The organism is Hypnocyclicus thermotrophus (assembly GCF_004365575.1).
GTDB classification, from domain to species: Bacteria; Fusobacteriota; Fusobacteriia; order Fusobacteriales; family Fusobacteriaceae; genus Hypnocyclicus; species Hypnocyclicus thermotrophus.
Genome location: NZ_SOBG01000003.1, coordinates 105,674 through 124,978, shown reverse-complemented (window position 1 = coordinate 124,978; position 19,305 = coordinate 105,674). Strand labels below are relative to the sequence as shown.

Genomic DNA, 19,305 nt, shown 5'->3' with positions numbered 1-19,305 from the left:
TTATTTTACTCTTTTAGATAATTCTTCTTTAATATCTTGTATTTTAATACCTTTTTCTATCATAAGAACTAAAGTATGATAAACTAAATCAGCTATTTCATATTTTAATTCTGAAATATCTTCATTTTTTGATGCAATAATTACTTCTGCGTTTTCTTCTCCTACTTTTTTTAATATTTTATCAAGCCCCTTATCAAATAAATAATTTGTGTAAGAACCTTCTTTAGGATTGTTTTTTCTATCTTCTATAACATTGTATAAAATATCTAGAGAAAAGTTTATTTTATAATCATCAGTTTTATATAGTTCATTAAAAAAACATGAATATTTACCAGTATGGCAGGCTACTCCAGTTTGTTCTACTTCAATTAAGAGAGTGTCACCATCACAATCATAACTTATTTTTTTAACATTTTGTACATTTCCAGAAGTGGCTCCTTTATTCCATAATTCCTGTCTAGAACGACTATAAAACCATGTTTGCTTAGTTTCTAGAGTTTTTAATAAACTATCTTTATTCATATATGCCATCATAAGTATATCTTTAGTATTTATATCCTGTATTATTGCAGGGATTAACCCTTTTTCATCGAATTTTATTTTATTCATCATGATTATATCCTCCATATTGAAACTTTATTATTTTTAAAACAATTAAATTAAAAATTTTATATTAATTTAAGTATAAAAATCATTTTGATTTTCTATATTAAATTCATCTATAAAATGGATTGTTTATTTAGTCATTCTTATATTAACACCTTGTTCTTTTAAATATTTTTTTAAATTTGGTATTTCAATTTCACCATAATGAAATACAGAGGCAGCAAGTCCTGCATCTACTCCGGGAATATCAAAAACTTCTTTAAAATGCTTCATTGTTCCAGCACCCCCAGAAGCGATAATTGGAATTTCTACTTTTTCTGATATAGCTCTTAAAAGGTCTAAATCAAATCCAGCTTTAACTCCATCAGTATCCATACTATTGATTACAAGTTCTCCTGCCCCTAATTGTTCTCCAGTGATTGCCCATTCAATAGCGTCAATACCAGTATCTTCTCTACCACCTTTTGAAAATACTCTCCATTGATTTTCTACTTTTTTTATATCCATAGAAAGTACTACACATTGACTTCCAAACTTTTCTGCAGCTTTTTTAATTAAATTAGGATTTTTAATAGCTCCAGAATTTACACTTACTTTATCAGCACCAACATTAAGTACTCGAGAAAAATCTTCAAGTGAATTTATACCACCACCAACAGTTAGAGGTATAAATACTTCACTTGCTACTTTTTCTAAAATATTAGTAAACAATTTCCTTTCTTCAAAAGAAGCAGTAATATCATAAAATACAAGTTCATCAGCACCAAGTGCATTGTATTTTTTTGCTAAAACAACAGGATCTTCTACGTCTTTTATGTCTTGAAATTTTTTTCCTTTAACTACTCTTCCATCTCTTACATCAAAACACGGAATAATTCTTTTGGTTAACAATACTCTCACCTCACTTTATTTTCCTTTTTAAATTATACAAAAATTTTTGGAGCAAAATAAATTAATAAATATAAAGATATTGAAAAAAACTATAGTAATAATTTAATGGGATTATTACAAAATTTTTTAAAATTGAAATTAATAAAATAAAAAAAATACCTAAATCAATATAATTTTTATATTGAATATCCCTGAAAAAATAACCATATATTACTAGTAAAATAGAAACCCCTAAAAAAACTAAATCAAAAATAATAGTTTTTTTAGTCATTATACACCTCTTTTTTTTTATTTTAATACAATATTTGCGTAGGCTTTTAATAAATTTAAACCTACAGTACCACTTTTTTCTGGATGAAATTGCATTCCAAAAATATTTTTATTGTTTACAATAGCTGGAATATTTATATTATATTTAGTATATCCCACTACTTCAGAAAAATCTGACTTTACATAATACGAATGTACAAAATATACATAGTCCTCTTCTTTTATATATTTTGTAATAAGATTATCTTTTTGTTTGAAAATAAGATTATTCCATCCCATATGAGGAACTTTTAAATCTTTATTTATTAAATCCTCTTTAATTGAACAAATATCACCTTTTAAAAATCCAAGTCCTTCATATTCTCCAAATTCGTAACTTTTTTCATATAAAAGTTGCATTCCAAGACATATTCCAAGTAAATATTTTCCTTTTTTAACTTCTTCTTTTATAACAGGAATAAGTCCAGTTGCTTTTAATGAATTTATTGCATCTCTAAAAGCGCCAACACCAGGAAGTATAAGTGCTTTAGCTTTTCGAATATCTTCTTCATTATTAGTTATAATATTTTCAACTCCTAAGAAATCAAGGGCACTCTTTATAGAATGTAGATTTCCAACACTATAATCAATTATTGCAATCATTAAATTACCCCCTTAGTAGATGGAATTTCGTTTATAATTCTAGTATCAATTGATGTAGCAAAATCCATTACTTTAGCAAAACCTTTAAACATAGCTTCTGAGATGTGATGTGAGTTTTCTCCGTGTATGAGTTTTATATGTAAATTTATACCACATTCTCTTGAAAATCCAAAGAAAAATTCTTTAATAAGCTCACTTGACATTGTTCCAAGAAATGGAGAAGGAAATTTAGCTTCAAAATGTAAATAATTTCTACCACCCAAGTCTACAGCTACTAAACAAAGAGTTTCGTCCATAGGAAGATAAATATCTCCATATCTTTTAATTCCTTTTTTATTACCTAAAGCTTTTTTAAAAGCAGCTCCAAGAGCAATTCCGATATCTTCTACAGTATGGTGTGCATCAATATATAAGTCGCCATCACATTTTATATTTAAATCAAATAATCCATGTTTTGCAAATAATATTAACATATGATCTAAGAAACCGACACCGCTATTTATATTATTTTTTCCTGTACCATCAATATTTAATGAAATATTAATTTTTGTTTCTTTTGTAATACGATTAATTTCTGCTTTTCTCATAAATATCACCTACTTTAATATTTTTTCTTTTAATATTCTTATCATTTCATCCATTTCCTCATCTGTTCCAATACTTACTCTTAAATAATTATTGATTTTAGGTTTATTAAAATATCTTACAAGTATACCATTTTCTTTTAGTTTTTTAAAAATATATTCACCTTTAAAAGAGTTATGTTTTATAAATAAAAAATTCGATTTTGAATTAGTACTCTTAAATCCTAATTTATCAAGCTCTTTTTTTATTCTATCTCTTGTAGCTATAATTGTATTTCTAGTTTTATTAAAATATTCTACATCAAGCATTGCAGCAGCACCAGCCTTTATTCCTATTGTATCAACTGTATAAGGATTATAAGAATCTTTAATAATATGTAATGCTTGAATTAATTCTTTATTTCCAATTGCAAATCCAATTCTAAGGCTTGCAAAACTTCTTGATTTTGAAAAAGTTTGAATTACAAGTAAATTTTCATATTTATTAATTAATTTTACAGCACTTTCAGCACCAAAATCAACATAAGCTTCATCAACTATAATTAATTTATCTAAATTATCTTTTATGATAGATTCTATTTGATCTAAAGTAAGTGCAATTCCAGTAGGTGCATTTGGGTTTGTAATAATAATTCCTTTTGATTTTTTATTAAAACCTTTTAGATTCATAGTAAAGTCGTCATTTAATGGATTTATAATTTCTTCTATTTCATATAATTTTGAATATACAGGATAAAAACTATATGTTATATCTGGATAAACTATTTTATCACCTTTATTAAAAAATGATTGATAACTAAAAGCTATAACTTCATCAGAACCATTTCCTATAAAAATTTGTTTCTTTTCTACATTATAAACTTTACTTATTGCTTCTTTTAGTTCATTACATGTAGGATCTGAGTATAATTTATAAATGTTTTCATCAAGATTTTTAATGATTTTTATAGCTTTTGGTGACGGAGGATATGGATTTTCATTTGTATTTAGTTTTATATATTTTTTATCTTTTGGTTGTTCCCCATAAGTATAGGGAGATATTGATTTTGCTTTATTTGACCAAAATTTCATATTATCACCTTTTTAATTATTTTTATTTAATATTCTAACTTTATTTATCTTCAAATCTTATTTTTATAGAATTAGCATGAGCATCAAGACCTTCACTTGTAGCAATATTGATTATATCGTTTTTTAATTCTTTTAAAGCATTTTTATCATAATATATGATAGAAGATTTTTTTATAAAATCATCTACTCCAAGTGGCGAAGAAAATTTTGCAGTACCACTAGTTGGTAGGGTATGATTTGGTCCAGCCATATAATCACCGAGTGGTTCAGGTGAATATTCACCCATAAAGATAGCTCCTGCATTTTTAATATATCCTAATATTTCAAATGGATTTTTTACAGCAAGTTCTAGATGTTCTGGAGCTATTTTGTTTGCAATATAACAAGCATCTTTTATATCATTTACAATTATGATTCTACCTTGATTATTAATAGATGTTTCAGCTATTTCTTTTCGAGGAAGTTGATTTAATTGTATTTCTATTTCCTTTTGTACTTTTTTAGCTAATTCTTCTGAAGTGGTTACTAAAATACTAGTAGCAAACTTATCATGTTCTGCTTGTGATAATAAATCAGCAGCTAAATATCTATAATTAGCAGTTTTGTCAGCAATAATTAACACTTCACTAGGACCAGCAATCATATCAATATCAATTTGACCATAAACCATTTTTTTAGCCATAGCTACATAAATATTTCCAGGTCCTACAATTTTATATACATTCGGAATAGTCTCAGTACCAAAACTAAGAGCTCCAATAGCTTGTGCACCACCAACTTTAAATATTTTATCAATGCCAGCAATTTTAGCAGCAGCTAAAATATTTGCAGGAACTTTTCCGTTTTTTCCAGGAGGAGTAACCATAATAATTTCTTTACAACCAGCAATTTTAGCAGGTACTGCATTCATAAGTACTGTAGAAGGATAACTAGCAGTACCACCAGGTACATAGATTCCTACTTTTTCTATTGGATTAATTAATTGTCCGACTATTTTATTTGGCGTATTTGTATCTATAAAAGAATTTCTTTTTTGTTTTTCATGAAATTCTTTTATTTTTTTATGGGCAAGTTCAAGAGAGTTTCTTAATTCAAGAGATATATTATCAAAATATGCTTCATCTATTTCTTGTTTAGTTACTTGAAGAGAATTAAGTTTTACTCCATCAAATTTTTCGTTATATTCTAATACAGCTTTATCTCCATTTTCTTTTATATTTTTTAATATTTCAATTACAGCTTTATTTACTTCATCATATTCAAATTGTGTAGTATTATTTAAAATTTCATCTAAAATAAATTTATTATCTTTATAAGAAACTATTTTAATCATTTTTTATCTCCCCCTTGATTTCTTTAATTAATTTATTTATAATATTATTTTTAAATCTATAACTATTTCTATTAACAATAAGTCGAGCACTAATATCACAAATTTTTTCTCTTTCTTCTAAATTATTTGCTTTTAAAGTACTTCCAGTTTCTACAATATCTACAATAACATCAGATAAATTTACAAGTGGGCCTAACTCTACAGAACCATTTAGTTTTATTAAATCAATTTCTCTTTCTTTTTTTTCAAAATATTCTCTAGCAACATTTATATATTTTGTAGCAACTACAAGTTTTTTTTCATAATTATCAATAAAATCTATAGGAGCAGCAACAGCAAATCTACATTTACCAAAACCTAAATCAAGAATTTCATAGACATTTGCTTTACTTTCCATTAATACATCTTTTCCAACTACTCCTATATCGGCAGCGCCTCTTTCTACGTATACAGGAACGTCACTTGCTTTCACTAAAAAATATTTTATTTTTTTATCTACATTTATAAATACTAATTTTCTATCTTTATTTTCGTAATCTTTTGATGAATATCCCAATTTTTTCAAAATTTCATAGGATTTTTCTCCAAGTCTTCCTTTTGGAAGTGCTATATTTAAATACATGATTTTAGTTCACCTCCTACATATTTACATATATTTTTATATTTTTTATGCAATTCTTCAATTGTTTTATTAGTAAGTTTTTTATATGGAGATATTTTTACTGTTTTTCCTTGTTTTCTTAGATTATCTATATCTTGTAGAAATTTTACAGATTCTTCTGTATAGAAAATAAGATAATCAGCTAAATGATGTTTGATATCTAATTTTTTTATTAAACTATCTAAGTCAATAGCAAATCCAATTGCAGGAAAAGCTTTTCCAAATCGTTTACTTAAATTATCATATCTACCACCAATTATTATTGGATTATTTATATCTTCTACAAACCCTTGTAAAATAAGGCCAGTATAATATTCTAAACTATTTGATATAGAAAAATTGATTTTTATTTTTTTTAATTGTCTCTCACCAATATAAAGTTTTAAATTATTAAAATAATTTAGAGAATCTTTTAATTCATTATATTTTGATAATTTTATTAAAATATCATTAATACTACCATAGCAAGTTGTAATATCATCTATTATATTTTTATAATTAGTTTCAATTTTTAAATTATCAAGAAATTTTAATAATTCATCACGATTTTTTGTAAAAATAAATTTAAGAACTATATTTTTATCATCTTCTGTAATATTAATATTTTTAAAAATACTTTTTAAAAGTTCTACATTTGAAATCTCTAAAATATAATTATCAGATATAGTTTCTAAACTATTTAATGCTAAAATTATAGTTTCAACATCATTGAAAATACCATTAGTTCCAAGATTTTCTATACCAACTTGTCTTTTTTCTTTTAAACCACCATTTATTCCGAATTCATTTCTAAAAATGTTGTCATAATAATAAACTTTTTCAGATATATTAATATCTTTAGTTTGAAAATCATTAGCAAATTTTTTAGCTATTATCATAGTCATATCAGCACGTAATGCATACAAACTACCATTTGGATGTATAATTTTTAATACTTTTTCATTATTTATAATATCTTTATTTTTAAAATAAGTATCATAAGTTTCAAAAGTATTTACCTTAATTTTTTCATAACCATAACTTTCAAAAAGTTTTCTAAATTTTATTATTAAAGTTTCCTCTAAATCAAAATTTTTAAATTCTTTCATATATTCCCCCTTATAAAAAAAACCATCCTAAATATCTAGGATGGCAAAATTTTAAATTTCATAATTTTCCACCATAGACACAATTTATTTGTACTACAAATCGGCTTGTATCTATGTGGTATCACAAAGTTACAAACCTTTACTAATGTCTATGATGATGTAATTTTATTGTTATATTTATCTTCATAATTTTTACCTCGAATTTATAATTTAATTTATTTTAACAGTCTAAAGATGATTTGTCAATTTTATTATTCATATAGATATTATATATTTTATATATAATTAATATTCATACAGTACGAATCCATAAGGTTGTAATTTGATATTATTTTCAATTTTTCCAATTAAAGAGTAGTTGTTTCCTGAAAAAATAACTTTCATATCTTTAAATAGAGTATAATTTGTTTCTTTATCAGAAAAATTCATTAATGCAAAACTATTTTTATAACAATTTTTTATATAAATAATTTTAGTTTCTTCATCTGCATAAACCTCAACTTTGCTTCTATTATTATATCCTAATATTTTTTCTTTTTTTAATTGTATCATAGTTTTATAAAAGTTAAATGTTTCAGAATGTTTTTTATTTGTTAATTTTTCAAAATCTAATTTTGAACTATAAAAAGTATTAATATCTTGAGAATCGGGTATGTCTTCATCTAAAAACTCAAATTCTTTTTTTCTTCCTGCTCGAACACCTTTAATTACCTTTTTATCACTAAATGAGGTGAAAAATAAAAATGGATTTGTTTCAAAGTATTCTTCGCCCATAAATAACATAGGAGTATAAGGCAAAGCAAACATTGAGAAAGCTGCTAATTTATATTGTTCATAAGTAATTAAATTACTAAGTCTATCACCAAAAGGTCTATTACCTATTTGATCGTGAGTTTGGATTGATATAATTAATCTATATGGTTCACTAAAATATTTATTTCGCCAAAATTCTGTACAATAACCATTTTCAAACATGTCCTTAATTTTGTTAAAACTACCATATTCTCTGAGATAAGTATGTGTTTCACCTGTAAAATATGAATGGATACTGTGATGAAAATCTTCTTCCCAATGTCCATCGAGTTTTATTTTATAATTTGATTTTATTGTATGATAAGGATTTTCAGAAATAACATTTATAATTCTTTTTTCTTTTATTTCAGTATCTTTTACCAGATCATATAAATCATCTAAAAAATGAGATTCACTAAAATCATAAATAGATAAAATCGCATCTAATCTAAATCCGTCAATTTTTACATCTTCTAACCAAAATTTTACATTATCTAAAAAGTATTTTTTTACATGTTCACTATTTCTACCGTCAAAGCTAATAGCACTTCCCCATGGTGTTGAATATCTTTTAGTAAAATATTGACTATAAATACCTAAATAATTTCCTTCAGGCCCAAAATGATTGTAAACAACATCTAAAATTACGGCAATATTATTTTTATTACATTCATTAATAAATCTTATAAATTCTTTTACTCCACCATAACTTTCATCTACAGCATAAGGATATACTCCATCATATCCCCAGTTTCTATCTCCAGGGAAGCTAAAAACTGGCATTATCTCAACAACATTTATTCCAAGTTTTTTTAAATAAGAAATCTTTTTAATTGCTGCATCAAATGTACCTTCTTTAGTAAAAGTTCCAATATGTATTTCATAAATAATAGCATCTCTTAAATCAATTCCTTTAAATTGTTTTGGTTTATCTTTATTTTTTACATTTATAATTTCTGAGTATTTATGTACCCCTTTTGGTTGAGATTTTGAAGCTGGATCAGGATAAAGATTTCCATCAGCAGTTTGAAAATAATATTTTGTGCCTTCTGGTAATTTTGAACATTTATATTCAAAATAACTTCCTTTTAATTTTTCCATGTCATGTTCTCTATCCAATTCTGGGAAAATTATTTTCATTACATTGTGTCTATTTGCCCAAACTACAAATTTTGAACAGTCTTCTTCATAACTATGACCTAATTTCATTTTTCACCTCTCTAATATTATTCTTATTTTAATTTTAAGATATTATTTTTATATATTCAAATTTTTATTTTCATGAATTTATTTAAGTTTCTCATAAATTCACTTCATGAATTTATTTAAGTTGTTTACACGATACAACGTACAACATTTTTTTTATTATGTCAAGAATTATTATAAGTCTTGACATAATTCAATAATTTTAATATCATAATTTGAGTATATGTTTAAAATATAAAGATTTGGGGTGAAAAATGAAAAGAAAGCAAATTTTATCAGAAATTGGTTTAGTTTATGCAGCTGCTATTTGGGGAAGTACTTTTTATGTAGTAAAAGATAGCCTTGCATTTATAAATCCATTATTATTAGTTAGTTATAGATTTTTATTGGCATCTTTAATTTTTTTGATTTTTTTAATTATAAAAAAAGAAAATATTTTTAAAAATTTTAAATATGGAATAACTTTAGGTGTTTTACTTGGTTCCTTATATATGTTTCAAACAGTAGGCTTAAAATATACGACAGCTTCAAATTCTGGATTTATAACAGGTCTTTTTGTATTATTTATTCCTATTTTTGGATATATAATTTTTAAAGAAATTCCTACAAAATTTAAAATAATATCAGCAGTATTAGCTACAATTGGGTTATGGATATTAACAGGTGGAATGAAATCTATAAATATTGGTGATTTATACACATTAATTGCAGCAATAGCTTATTGTTTACATCTTTTATATTCAGGAAAATTCATGAAAAATAATATAAGTCCTTATTTAATGAATTTTCAACAGTTTTTAGTAGTAGGATTATTTAGTTTATTTTTATCAAAAGTTTATTATAATGAAGTTTTTAATATAAATATTAATGCATTGAAAAGTATTATTTTTTTAGCAATATTTCCTACTGCATCTGCTTTTATTATTCAATTAAAAGCACAAAAATTTATAGATGATTTTAGAGTAGGAGTAATTTTTTCTTTAGAACCAGTTTTTGCTGCTATATTTTCTTGGACTTTAGGAGGTGAAGTATTTACAATAAAGGGTATTATAGGTGGCAGTTTTATTGTAACTGCAATGATTGTTTCAGAAATGAAAATAAAAGATAAACTAATATATGAAAAAATAAAAAATGAAAACAAATAAAAAATATAAGATATACGCATTATATATATTTTTATAATGTGTATATCTATATAATTTTTTTAGTAATTTTTAAAAAATTATTTTAAATTAAAATTTGTTTGAGTGGTATATAAATTATAATAAAATCCTTTTCTAGTAAGCAAATCATTATGAGTTCCTATTTCAACTATTTCTCCATTATCAATAACTATTATTTTATCAGCTTCTTTTATAGTGCTTAATCTATGTGCAATTATAAAACTTGTTTTACCTTTCATTAGGTTAAGCATTCCTTCTTGTATATGTTTTTCTGTAATTGTATCAACATTGCTTGTAGCTTCATCAAGTATTAAAATATCATGATTTGCTAAAATAGCACGAGTAATAGAGATTAATTGTTTTTCACCTTTACTTAAATTTCCACCTTCTTCACTAAGTATCTCATTGTATTCATTTGGTAATTTTTTAATAAACTTATCTGCATTTGATAAACTAGCGGCTTTTTGAATTTCTTTAAACGTTGCTTCTAAATTTCCAAATTTTATATTTTCAAGTACAGTATCCGAAAAAATATAGGTATCTTGAAGGACTATACCTAATCGTTTTCTTAAAGATTTTTTATTCATATCGTTAATATCAATTCCATCAATTAAAATTTTTCCTTTATTGATATTATAAAATTTTGTTAATAGATTGATTATTGTAGTTTTACCAGCACCAGTAGGACCAACAATAGCTATTGTTTCTCCTTTTTTTACATTAAAGTTAATATTTTTAAGAACTTGTTTTTCTTTTTCATAAGAAAAATAAACATTTTGAAATTCTACATTTCCTTCAAGTTTATCAACAATAATTTTTCCGTCATTATCAAATTCACTTTCTTCATCAATTATTTCAAATACACGTTCAGCTCCAGCTATTGCACTTTGAAAATTATTATATAATTGAGCTAATTGAATAAGTGGTCTATTAAAATTACGTGAATAACTAAGAAAAGCAACAATAATACCTATAGTAGCTTTGTCAATAGTAATGAGATAACTGCCGACTAAAATAATTACTAAAAATATTAAGTTACTGATAAAATTCATAATAGGGCCCATTATTCCAGAAAAAATTTGAGCTTTAATTATATCATTTTTTAAGGGCAGATTTTTTTGAGAAAATTTATTAATAATAGGCGTTTCTTGTGCAAAAGCTTTTACTATTTTTATACCCGTAATTTGTTCTTCAATAAAGCCATTTAATTCACCAAGTTTTTTTTGTGTGCTTTTAAAATATTTTCCTGTAAATTTTGCTACAAATGAAGTAAGTAACATAGTAATAGGTACAGTAAATATCACAGTTAAAGTAAGAATAATATTTAGTTTAAACATAAAAAATAGCGAACCAATAACTAAAATAACACTTAATATTAATTGTGTTATAGTTTCATTAAGAGTATTACTGATATTTTCAATATCATTTATAAGTCTACTTATAAAATCTCCGTTTTCATTTTTATCAATAAATTCTATTTTTAATATTTGAATTTTTTTAAATAAATCTTCTCTTAAATTTGCAATAGTTTTTTGAGCAACATCTATTACGAAATATGAATTAAGCCACATTGATATATTTTTTAAGAAATATATCATAAGTAACATATAAATAGAAGGCATAATTATTTTTATTTTGTTAATAGTATTAAATTTATCAAAAATTATTCTTAAATAATCTGGGGCAAGCGTTGAAAAAGTAGCTTCTAATATAATAAAAATAAATACTAAAAACATTTTAAAATTTTGTTTTTTAATATAGTGCCATAATCTAATCATAGTTGGAAATGGATTTTTAGCTTTTTCTTTTTGAAAATTTCCATGAAATCCACGCCTTCTCATTCCACCAATATTTATTTTATTTTCTTTTTTATTTGACATCTATATCACCGCCAATTTGTAGATTAAAAATTTCATTATAGAGTTTACTATTTAATAATAAGTCATTATGTTTTCCAATATTTTCAATTTTTCCATTATCTAGTACAATTATTTTATCAGCATTCATTACACTACTAATTTTTTGAGATATAATTATTTTAGTACAATTCTTAATATTTTCATTTATTTGAGTCATAATATATTTTTCTGTTTCTGCATCAAGAGCACTTGTAGAATCATCAAAAATAATTATTTTAGGTTTATTAGCAAGAGTTCTGGCAATGGATAATCTTTGTTTTTGTCCACCAGATAAATTAACTCCTCTTTGTCCAATAATACTATCATATTTTTTTTCTAAGTTCTCAATAAATTCATCTGCTTTTGACATTTTTGCATATTTTTTAATATCTTCTATAGAAAGATTTTTATTTCCAAAAGTTATATTTTCTTTTATACTTCCAGAGAAAATAATATTATCTTGAAATACAAATCCTATATTTTTTCGTAATATATCTAAAGAGTACTCATTTATGTTCTTGTTACCAATATAAATATTTCCCTTTTGAGGAAGTAAAAATTTTGGAATAAGAGAAACTAAAGTAGATTTTCCAGAACCTGTAACACCTATTATACCGATAGTTTCATTTTCTTTTATTTTAAAAGATATATTTTCTAAAATATATTTATTGTCTTCGAAAGCAAAATATATATTTTTAAAAGTAATATCACCAGATATATTATTATTATTTGTTGATAAATATTTTTCCTCGTTTAATTGTAAAATTTTTTCAATTCTATCCACTGAAACAATACTTCTAGATAAATTTATGAGAATCATAGAAGTCATAACAATAGAGAAAATAATTATTTCTAAATAATTTATATAAGCTATAATTGTACCTAAATTTTCACTTTTTGATATAACTCCTTTTCCACCAAAATATATTATTAATAATACACCAAAATTTAAAAACATCATGATTAAAGGTCTTTGAAGTGAAATAATTTTTGAAGAAGTAATTATATTGTTCATAAAATTTCTATTAGCTGTAGAAAATCTATTTTCTTCATATTCTTCTCTCGAAAAAGATTTTACAGTTTTTATTCCAAATAGATTTTCTTGAGAGATTTTATTTACTATATCAAGTTTATTTTGTATTTTATAAAACAAAGGGAAACTCTTTTTTAAAATTAAATACATTAAAAAAATCATAATCGGAATGATAAATATTAAAACTAATGAAAGTTTTTTACTTGTAATGATAGCCATAATAAGACCACCTATAAATAATAAGGGAGCTCTCACAACTATCCTAGTACCGGCTAATATAAGACCTTGAATTTTAGAAATATCATCGGTAAGTAGAGTAATAAGATTTCCTGTTTTTAATTTTTCTAAATTAAAAAAATCTAATTTTATAATTTTAGAAAAAAGTTTTTCACGTAAATCAGTTGATGTAGAAATAGCAGCTTTTGCAGCAAATACAGAACACATTATACCACCAAAAGCACCAATTAAAGTAGTTATTAACATAAGTAATCCCATTTTAAAGATATAAGCTGTATCATTATTTACTATTCCAATATTTATTATATTTTTAGAAATAAATGGTAAAAATAGATCAGCAATAACTTCAACCATCATAAATAAAGGTGCTAATAGAGTAAATAATCGATATTTTTTAGTATATTCAATTAATTTTTTTATTTTATCCATAATTCTCCTTAATTTTTATTTGATTATAAAATTTTATTTTTATCCATAATTTTATTATTTAGATTTTAAATATTTTTTAAATTAAAGTATATTTTTAATAATAATGATTTCATTAATTTTTTTTCTTCAACAGAAAAATTTTTAAAAGATATATTATTAATATTTTTAAATTTTTCATCAATTAAAGGTTTTAATTTTATACTTTTTTCAGTAATATAAACCCGAGTAATTCGTTTATCATTTTTATCCTTTATTCTTTTTATAAATTCATTTTTTTCCATTCGTTGTAGCATTTTACTAAGAGTAGCTTTTGAAACGTGTATTTTTTCAGCAATTTTATTTTGAGGTAATCCATTCTTTTTGTATAGCATAAAAAGAACTGGTGGTTGACCTTTATATAGACCTATTTTTTCCAATTCTTGAATTACGGTTTTAAAATGCATTTTTGAAACTACATGAAAAAGTTCTTCAATATTTTTATTATAAATTTCTTCATTCAAAATATTCACCTCCTATTTTAGTTAGCTGGCTAATCAATTTTTAACATAATATATAATGTTTGTCAATAAAAATATATATTTAATTAAATATTTAAAAATTGCAAGTTTAATTGTACAAAAAATAAATAAATAAAAAAAGAGGTTAATACCTCTTTTTTTTGTTTATTTATCTATTTTGTCAATTGGTTTTGATAAATAATAACCTTGATAATAATCTAAATTCATATCTTTTAGTTTATCAAAAATTTCTTTATTTTCTACAAATTCAGCAACTACTTTTAATTTTTTATGTTTAGCCATGATAACAACAGTATCTACAATAAGCTCAATTGACTTGTCATTTAAAATTTCTTTAATAACATGTCCATCAATTTTTAAAATATCTGTAGGCATTTCTATAAATTTAACAATATTAGAATAACCAGCACCAAAATCATCGATAGCTATTTTATAGCCAATCTTTTTAGCTATTTCAATATTATTTATAGATTTTTTCATATCTAAAGCTTCATCTTCTTCAAGAATTTCTAAAATTATTTTATTAATGTTTTCACCTAACTCAAATGACTTTTCTTTTAGATAAAATAAAAAACTATCATTAGCAATATCATTGATAGATATGTTAATAGATAACATTTTATTTGTATTTTTTGCTTGTTCAACAGCATTATTTATAACAAAACGAGATATTTTTTCATAAATTCCAAGAGCTCTAGCTAGTTTTAAATAATTGAATATAGATTCATATTCATAACGATCATTTCTTATTCTTAATAAACATTCATACCACTCGATTTCTTTGTTACTGTTATAAATAGGTTGATATACTACTTTTAATCTTTCTTCGATATTAATTAATAAATTTATTTTAATTATATTATTTAAAAAATTTTCTTTATTATCATCTGACTGATGATACATTGTAATTTCTTTATCTTTATGTTTTTTTAAAGAAATATCAGCGTTTGAAAGAGCTTTTTCACCGTTACCATTTTCTATAATAGTTATACCAAATCTTAAAAATAAATTAATAGGTAATTTTCCCCATTTTAATCTATTACGAGATAATTTTTTTTGTATTAATTCAATATCTTTATATATTTTTTCTTTTGGATTGTTTTTTTCTATTTCAAATAAAAGAGCAAATTCATTATTAATAAGTCTAAAAGGTAAAAAATTGTATTCTTTTTCAATACGATTTATCTTTTTTGCTAAATAATAAAGAATATTTTCTGAAAACTCATATCCAAAAATACTAATCAAATTTGAAAAATTCTCAATTCTAATAATTGTTAAAATATAATTTTTAGTTTTATCTAAGTTATTAAAAAGGACATCTTGTTTTGGGAAATTTGTAATATCGTCATATACAATTTTTTCAATAACTCGATCGAAATATTTTTCGTGATATTTTTCAGAAATATAAATAAGAATTAAATTAATGATAAAAGAAAAAAATATTACAATACTTTCCATTGGATTAAAAGTAAAAGATATATTTTTTATAAAATTTAATTGATAAAGAAAAATTATCGTTAAAAATAAAAGTGAAAATACAATTAAATAATCGAGAGCTCTTTTTACACCTTGAGTGTAAAATGCAAGCGGAATAGCTCCAAAAATAATAATAAGCCAAGAATTATATGTATCTGGTAATAATAATGAAATAATTAAGAAAAATAATGACGCAATAATTATCACTGTTTTTAATTTTTCTATATTTTTTGTATAAAATGAAAAAATAAGAAGACTAAAAAAAAATAAAACAGATAAAATAAAAGGTATAGAAATATGTTCTTTTGTAATAAATTTTTGGATTAAAAAAATAAAAGGAATAGTGCCAGTTATAATAAAAGAGGCTCTATATAATTTTTTGGTATATTCATTTTTTTCATCAATTATATGTTTAAACATTTTCATTTCATTTAGATTTAATTGAATTTGATGTTTGATTTCCATTTTTAACCTCTATCATTAATTAATAAAATATGATATATTTTAAACAATTTTTTTTAAAAAAACAAGTTTTTTTAAAAAAAAAACTAAAAAAATTAAGTAAATATGCTTACTTACATTAGTTATTTTAAAGATGTTCCTATTATATAATACTACATAAAATATTAAAAAATTCTTAAATAAATATTATATTAAAAAAGTAATTATGTTATAATATAAAAAATGTAATAAGAATTATTTGGAGGAATATTATGCAAAAAGCAGTTATTTTAGATACAAGTGCAATAATGTATAGGTCATATTTTTCGCTATTAAATATGAGAAATAAAGAAGGTGAGCCAACAGGAGCAGTTTATGGTACAGCAAATATTATATCAAGTGTTATAGATGAGATAAAACCTAATTATATAGTAGCTACATTTGATGTAAAAAGAAAAACATTAAAAAGAACTGAAAAATATGAAAATTATAAAGCAAATAGAAAACCTATGCCAGATGATTTAGTAGTACAATTACCACTAATAGAAGAACTTATGGATAGTTTTAATATAAAAAAATTTAAAGTGGCTGGTCACGAAGCTGATGACGTTATGGGAACTATTTCTAAAAATTTATCAAAACAAGGAATAGAAGTATATATTATTACAGGAGATAAAGATATAGCACAACTTGTTGATGAAAATATTAATATTGTATTACTTGGAAAAGGTGAAGGTAAAAATAGATTTAAATATATAAAAAATGATGATGATGTAATAGAGTATTTAGGAGTAAAAGCTAATCTTATTCCTGATTTATTTGGAATGATAGGTGATACAAGTGATGGAATACCTGGAATAAGAAAAGTAGGAGAAAAAAAAGCTATTCCCTTATTAAATGCTTTTGGAAGTTTAGAAGGTGTCTATGAAAATATTGATAAATTAACAGAATTTAAAGGGATTGGTAAATCTCTTGTTCAAAATTTTATTGAAGATAAAGAATTAGCATTTTTAAGTAAAGAATTGGCAACTATAAAAATAAATTTAGATATAAAAATAGATTTAAATGAAATAAAGTATAAAGATATTAATAAAAAAACTTTTAAAAAATTATGTCAAAATCTTGATTTTAAGTCATTTATAAAAAAATATGATTTAGATAAAATAGATGAAAGCGGAAATTTATCACTTTTTAATAATGATAATAAAGAATTTAATAATAAAAAATTAAATAACAAAGAAAAAAAGGTTGTTTTTATAAATAATAGTAATGAAATAAATAACTTGATTGAAAAATTAAAAAAGTTAGAAGAAGAAGTTATATTTTTATTCAATGGAGTAGCATTTTTATTTTTAATTGATGATAATATTTACTATATTTCATATAAACATAATTATATTGGTGCTCAAAATATAGAAAAAAGTGAGATTCAAAAAATATTTAATTTAAATAAAAAGTTTGTTACCTATAAATTTAAAGATATATTAAATGAACGATTTAATATTAAAATAGGATTTGATATAATGTTGGCACATTATTTATTATATGCTAATTTAAAAGATGATTTAGATACACTTATATTTAATGAAATAGGAGAGGCATTTGAATCTCAAAAAGATATTTTTGGAAAAACAGCTATTTCACAACTTGAAAAAGAAAAATTAGCAGATTTTTTATCTAAAAGAATATTAGCATTAAAAGAAATTTATAAAATAGTTTTAAATAAATTAAAAAAAGAAAATCTTGAAAAACTTTTAATAGAAATAGAACAGCCATTAGTTCCAGTACTTAGTAATATGGAGTTAGAAGGAATTACTTTAGATAGAGGTTATTTGAGTAAATATTCTATTGAATTAAAAGAAAAAATAGAACAATTAAAAAAAGAAATATATAAAATAGCAGGAGAAGAATTTAATATAAATTCACCAAAACAACTTGCTGAAATTCTTTTTATAAAATTAAATATAAATCCTATAAAAAAAACAAAAACAGGTTATTCTACAAATGTAGATGTTTTAGAAAAATTAGTTAGAAGTGGAGAAAAAATAGCAAAATATATATTAGAGTATAGAAAGCTCACAAAATTATTAAATACTTATGTAGAAGCATTGCCAAAATTAGTTGACAATAATTCAAAATTACATACAAGTTTTAATCAAAATGGTACAGCAACTGGAAGACTTTCATCAACAGATCCAAATTTACAAAATATTCCTTCAAAAACAGAAGAGGGAAGAAAAATAAGACGAGCATTTATAGCAAAAGATGGTTTTTCTCTTGTATCATTTGATTATTCACAAATAGAATTAAGAGTTTTAGCTGAAATAAGTAAAGATACTGAACTTATAAATGCTTATGAAAATGATTTGGATTTACATGCTATAACTGCTATGAAAATATTTGACTTGGAAACTTTAGAGGAAGTAGATTCGATAAAAAGAAATATTGCTAAAATTGTAAATTTTAGTATAATATATGGTAAAACACCTTTTGGATTAGCTCAAGAATTAAATATTACAGTAAAAGATGCAAAAGAATATATTGATAAATATTTTGATAAATATAAAAAAGTAAAAGACTTACAAAATGAAATAATAAAATTTGCAAAAGAAAATGGATATGTAAAAACCTTGTTTGATAGAAAAAGAAAGATAATAGGAATTGATAATAAAAATAAAAATATAAAAAATCAAGCTGAGAGAATGGCGGTAAATACAGTTATACAAGGCAGTGCTGCAGATATTCTAAAAATGGTAATGATTGAGTTATTTGATAAAATAGTTGACAATAAAGATGTGTATATGTTACTCCAAGTACATGATGAACTTATTTTTGAAATAAAAGATGAAAAACTTGAAGAAATGATACCAAAAATTAAAGAAATAATGGAAAATAAAATAAGATTACAAAATGTAAAATTAAAAGTAAATTTTGCATATGCAAAAAATTGGAGTGAAGCAAAATAA

Annotated in this window: 15 protein-coding genes; 2 read left to right on the top strand and 13 right to left on the bottom strand. The window is 23.1% G+C overall.

The genetic code is table 11. The annotated features are described in order from the left end of the window. The 9 genes from hisIE to treZ form a co-directional block, all read right to left on the bottom strand. Positions 1 to 612 carry a bifunctional phosphoribosyl-AMP cyclohydrolase/phosphoribosyl-ATP diphosphatase HisIE gene (gene hisIE, locus EV215_RS04130; protein ID WP_306767442.1) on the bottom strand — a complete coding sequence of 204 codons (612 nt, stop codon included), beginning with the start codon at positions 610 to 612 and terminating at the stop codon, positions 1 to 3. Between the two features lie 123 nt (positions 613 to 735). Next, a complete protein-coding gene (gene hisF, locus EV215_RS04125) occupies positions 736 to 1,497 on the bottom strand; it encodes an imidazole glycerol phosphate synthase subunit HisF (protein ID WP_134112731.1) in 762 nt (253 codons plus the stop codon). 288 nt (positions 1,498 to 1,785) lie between these two features. Further along, positions 1,786 to 2,409 (bottom strand): imidazole glycerol phosphate synthase subunit HisH, encoded by a 624-nt coding sequence (gene hisH / locus EV215_RS04120; protein ID WP_134112730.1) that lies wholly within the window; start codon positions 2,407 to 2,409, stop codon positions 1,786 to 1,788. Continuing rightward, positions 2,409 to 2,996 carry an imidazoleglycerol-phosphate dehydratase HisB gene (gene hisB, locus EV215_RS04115; protein WP_134112729.1) on the bottom strand — a complete coding sequence of 196 codons (588 nt, stop codon included), beginning with the start codon at positions 2,994 to 2,996 and terminating at the stop codon, positions 2,409 to 2,411. The genes hisH and hisB overlap by 1 nt, the downstream gene beginning before the upstream one ends. A gap of 9 nt (positions 2,997 to 3,005) precedes the next feature. Continuing rightward, the gene (gene hisC / locus EV215_RS04110) at positions 3,006 to 4,064 is read right to left on the bottom strand and encodes a histidinol-phosphate transaminase (protein WP_134112728.1); all 1,059 of its coding nucleotides are present in this window, start codon (positions 4,062 to 4,064) and stop codon (positions 3,006 to 3,008) included. A gap of 40 nt (positions 4,065 to 4,104) precedes the next feature. Continuing rightward, positions 4,105 to 5,397 (bottom strand): histidinol dehydrogenase, encoded by a 1,293-nt coding sequence (gene hisD / locus EV215_RS04105; protein WP_134112727.1) that lies wholly within the window; start codon positions 5,395 to 5,397, stop codon positions 4,105 to 4,107. Beyond that, positions 5,390 to 6,019, bottom strand: a complete 630-nt coding sequence (gene hisG / locus EV215_RS04100; RefSeq protein WP_134112726.1) for an ATP phosphoribosyltransferase — start codon at positions 6,017 to 6,019, stop codon at positions 5,390 to 5,392. Before hisG ends, hisD begins: the two co-directional genes overlap by 8 nt. Beyond that, complete coding sequence (locus EV215_RS04095) at positions 6,010 to 7,146, bottom strand: ATP phosphoribosyltransferase regulatory subunit (protein ID WP_134112725.1); 1,137 nt, start codon at positions 7,144 to 7,146, stop codon at positions 6,010 to 6,012. Before EV215_RS04095 ends, hisG begins: the two co-directional genes overlap by 10 nt. A gap of 285 nt (positions 7,147 to 7,431) precedes the next feature. Beyond that, on the bottom strand, positions 7,432 to 9,147 hold the full coding sequence (gene treZ, locus EV215_RS04090; protein ID WP_134112724.1) for a malto-oligosyltrehalose trehalohydrolase: 1,716 nt from the start codon (positions 9,145 to 9,147) through the stop codon (positions 7,432 to 7,434). 251 nt (positions 9,148 to 9,398) lie between these two features. Here treZ and EV215_RS04085 point away from each other — a divergent pair, with 251 nt between their 5' ends. After that, entirely contained in the window at positions 9,399 to 10,289 is an 891-nt protein-coding gene (locus EV215_RS04085) for a DMT family transporter (protein ID WP_134112723.1), read from the top strand. Positions 10,290 to 10,366: 77 nt separating this feature from the next. Here EV215_RS04085 and EV215_RS04080 read toward each other — a convergent pair whose 3' ends face one another. The 4 genes from EV215_RS04080 to EV215_RS04065 all read right to left on the bottom strand — a co-directional run bounded on the left by EV215_RS04080 (position 10,367) and on the right by EV215_RS04065 (position 16,363). Further along, entirely contained in the window at positions 10,367 to 12,187 is a 1,821-nt protein-coding gene (locus tag EV215_RS04080) for an ABC transporter ATP-binding protein (RefSeq protein WP_134112722.1), read from the bottom strand. After that, positions 12,177 to 13,904 (bottom strand): ABC transporter ATP-binding protein, encoded by a 1,728-nt coding sequence (locus EV215_RS04075; protein WP_134112721.1) that lies wholly within the window; start codon positions 13,902 to 13,904, stop codon positions 12,177 to 12,179. Before EV215_RS04075 ends, EV215_RS04080 begins: the two co-directional genes overlap by 11 nt. Positions 13,905 to 13,969: 65 nt before the next feature. Then, the gene (locus EV215_RS04070; protein ID WP_134112720.1) at positions 13,970 to 14,404 is read right to left on the bottom strand and encodes a MarR family winged helix-turn-helix transcriptional regulator; all 435 of its coding nucleotides are present in this window, start codon (positions 14,402 to 14,404) and stop codon (positions 13,970 to 13,972) included. Positions 14,405 to 14,566: 162 nt separating this feature from the next. Next, positions 14,567 to 16,363 (bottom strand): EAL domain-containing protein, encoded by a 1,797-nt coding sequence (locus EV215_RS04065; RefSeq protein ID WP_134112719.1) that lies wholly within the window; start codon positions 16,361 to 16,363, stop codon positions 14,567 to 14,569. 248 nt (positions 16,364 to 16,611) lie between these two features. Here EV215_RS04065 and polA point away from each other — a divergent pair, with 248 nt between their 5' ends. Further along, positions 16,612 to 19,305 carry a DNA polymerase I gene (polA, locus tag EV215_RS04060; protein WP_134112718.1) on the top strand — a complete coding sequence of 898 codons (2,694 nt, stop codon included), beginning with the start codon at positions 16,612 to 16,614 and terminating at the stop codon, positions 19,303 to 19,305.